General features: G+C 70.4%; 1 pseudogene. It reads right to left on the bottom strand.

The window, feature by feature from the left end:
- Positions 1-341: pseudogene (locus tag IH25_RS0136965) on the bottom strand (plasmid transfer protein TraB); the annotation flags it as partial.

Below are 341 nucleotides of genomic sequence, written 5' to 3'. Positions count from 1 at the left end.
GTCCTGCGTCGTGACGACCCAGTCGCACGCGCCGAACGCCTCCCCGAGGTCCTGGCCGCGCTTCGGGTCCGACAGCCACACGGCCACGTCCCGGCGGGTGAGGACTTCCGCCATGACGTCGAGAGCCGCCTCGGTCTTGCCGGAGCCGGTCACGCCCATGACGAGCAGGTGGATTGCCTGCGGGAGGGTGAGGTGCAGCTCCCGGCCGTCGTCGTACACCCCGATGACGAGCGGTTCCGCGATGGAGCCGCCCGGGGCGGACGGGCCCGGGTACCAGATGACTTCCTTGAGCATGTCGTTCGGGACGATGACCAACTCGCCCTTGCGCGCCGACTCGGGGT

This window comes from Streptomyces achromogenes subsp. achromogenes, assembly GCF_000720835.1.
Classification (GTDB): Bacteria; Actinomycetota; Actinomycetes; order Streptomycetales; family Streptomycetaceae; genus Streptomyces; species Streptomyces achromogenes.
This window is presented reverse-complemented; position numbering and strand designations above follow the sequence as displayed.